The 2,049-nt window shown below is 39.6% G+C and carries 3 protein-coding genes; all 3 read left to right on the top strand.

Annotation, left to right across the window (positions count from 1 at the left end):
- Positions 1–141: 141 nt before the first annotated feature.
- On the top strand, positions 142–555 hold the full coding sequence (locus ACSHX2_RS15345; protein ID WP_435693835.1) for a hypothetical protein: 414 nt from the start codon (positions 142–144) through the stop codon (positions 553–555).
- Between the two features lie 423 nt (positions 556–978).
- Positions 979–1,374, top strand: a complete 396-nt coding sequence (locus ACSHX2_RS15340) for a hypothetical protein (protein ID WP_435693834.1) — start codon at positions 979–981, stop codon at positions 1,372–1,374.
- 117 nt (positions 1,375–1,491) lie between these two features.
- Positions 1,492–1,836: a hypothetical protein gene (locus ACSHX2_RS15335; RefSeq protein ID WP_435693833.1), complete on the top strand. Its 345-nt coding sequence runs from the start codon at positions 1,492–1,494 to the stop codon at positions 1,834–1,836.
- The last annotated feature ends 213 nt before the right edge of the window (positions 1,837–2,049 follow it).

The following is a 2,049-nucleotide window of genomic DNA, read 5'->3' as shown; positions in this document are numbered from 1 at the left end:
CGCTGCACCCAACCTCGTACCGCGGTTGAGCGCGACTTACCTTTCACTACATTCAAACTTAAATCTTAATCCATAGCGTTCTGGCCGAGTACTCGGTTGGTGTGCTTTACGTACTGCTAAATAAACACGCTTCAAGTAAATATGAAAAAAACACTAATATCATCAGTCTGTTCACTCTTCCTTGCTCTAAATTCCGCTCAAGCAGCTTCATTAATGGACAACAGCCCTCAAGGTTTCATTCATCTTAAAGATAAATTCAAGAATGGCACTGAAAACAATTACTACATTAGTAAATCTCAAGTAGTTTCCTTAATTTTAATCGATGATCACCATGAAGAATGGCGAGGCAAACATCGCCTCAGTATTGTTACAACTGCAACTAAAGCTGTTAAGCTGTCTGATAATGCTACTGGTAGTGCGAGTACAGAGTATCACTTATATTTTAAGGAGAAAGATACCGCTGAGAGCACTCTCAAGAAGCTATTTGCTTTACTCAACGAACCTACTAAAAATTCATCATGTAACTGCTCTAGCTCAACTAAAACTAAAGATTAGCCTTGCAGAACAAGACGCTGCACCCAATCCCCTCACCGTCGAGACGCGAACCATTTTCAATCTTCAAACATTAACCCGAAAACAAAGCGCGCTGAGAGTTCGGTGATTGGTGTGCTTTACGTTAGCTTAAAATATAAAACATGAATATAGACCATAAAAAAATAATTGAGCATTTACGCAAAACATGGGGCGACAACAAACCCTGCCCTATGTGCTCCAATACAAATTGGGGGGTAGACGATGAAATATTTGAACTACGACAATACAAAAAAGGGAGACCTTCTAGTCAGGCACCTCTCCTTCCATTAGTCCCAGTTACGTGCCAGAAATGTGGCCATGTTGTGCTTTTAAACCCACTGACTATAGACCTCTTGGATGAATCAGACTGTAAAGAAGAAGTCGAAACCATAGCAGAGACTGACCATGAGTGATAAACCTGGATATCAACTAAACCATGAGTATCTCGTGATTCAGCCTGAGTCGGGAGAAGCCTACCCTATTTTATGTTCCGATTGGGATCACATAAAAAGTGAAGTTATATCGATAAAAACTAGTTTTCAACTTTATCACACTCTCGGCTCTATATTTTTAGGAGCATCTATAACCTCTTTCATTTCGATTATCTCTGGAGCTTACCCAAGTAATTCAAACAACACTACGACTATTGTGATTGCTTGGTCAGTTACAATCTGCTGCTTAGTTATTGGTGCTTTTTGCTTACATTTTGCTAATGAAACAAAACAAAATTCAAATAAACAAGCTGAGCAAATTATTTCTCAAATGGAAATCATCGAAAAGAAGTTCAAAAAATCGACTTAGCTAACAAGACGCTGCACCCAATCCCTTCACCGTCGAGAGTCAATCCGTTATGAAAATTTCAATCCCAACCCAAAAACGAAGCGCGCTGAGAGTTCAGTGATTGGTGTGCTTTACGTTATGCTAAAAAAACTCAACATACTTCCATTCTTCATAGGCCTTACTTGTGGTACAAGTCTAGTTTTTGCTGCACTTTTCTACAACCACGTTGACACTGGTTATGGTAAAATCACAAATGCGGGATTTGAGACGATAACAGTAACTACGCAATCAGGCGAGCCACTCAAAGAACTCATAAAAGACGAATTCATTAAACTTCCATATGGCGTCTATCAAGTTGAGATACCCATGTTTAATAAGTCCTTCCCTGTATTTAAGAACAATAACGGAAATATATCAGTAGATTTATATGAAGATACATTGGTTTTCGAAACAGACACTAACGCCTCCTTCAACGGACCTTAATCACATTGAAGCAATATAGACCTCCTTACCTAACCCGTGAGAAACTGCCTTTGCATAACAAGACGCTGCACCCAATCCCTTCACCGCCGAGAGTCAATCCGTTATGAAAATTCCAACATCAACCCACAAACGAAGCGCGCTGAGAGTTCAGTGATTGGTGTGCTTTACGTTAGCGTGAATCTGAAGATTTTAGGAATTAGATCCTTCAGTTAA

Source organism: Rubritalea sp. (assembly GCF_051252225.1).
Lineage (GTDB): Bacteria > Verrucomicrobiota > Verrucomicrobiia > Verrucomicrobiales > Akkermansiaceae > Rubritalea.
Note: the sequence above shows the minus strand (reverse complement) of the source record. Positions and strands in the feature narration are given on the sequence as shown.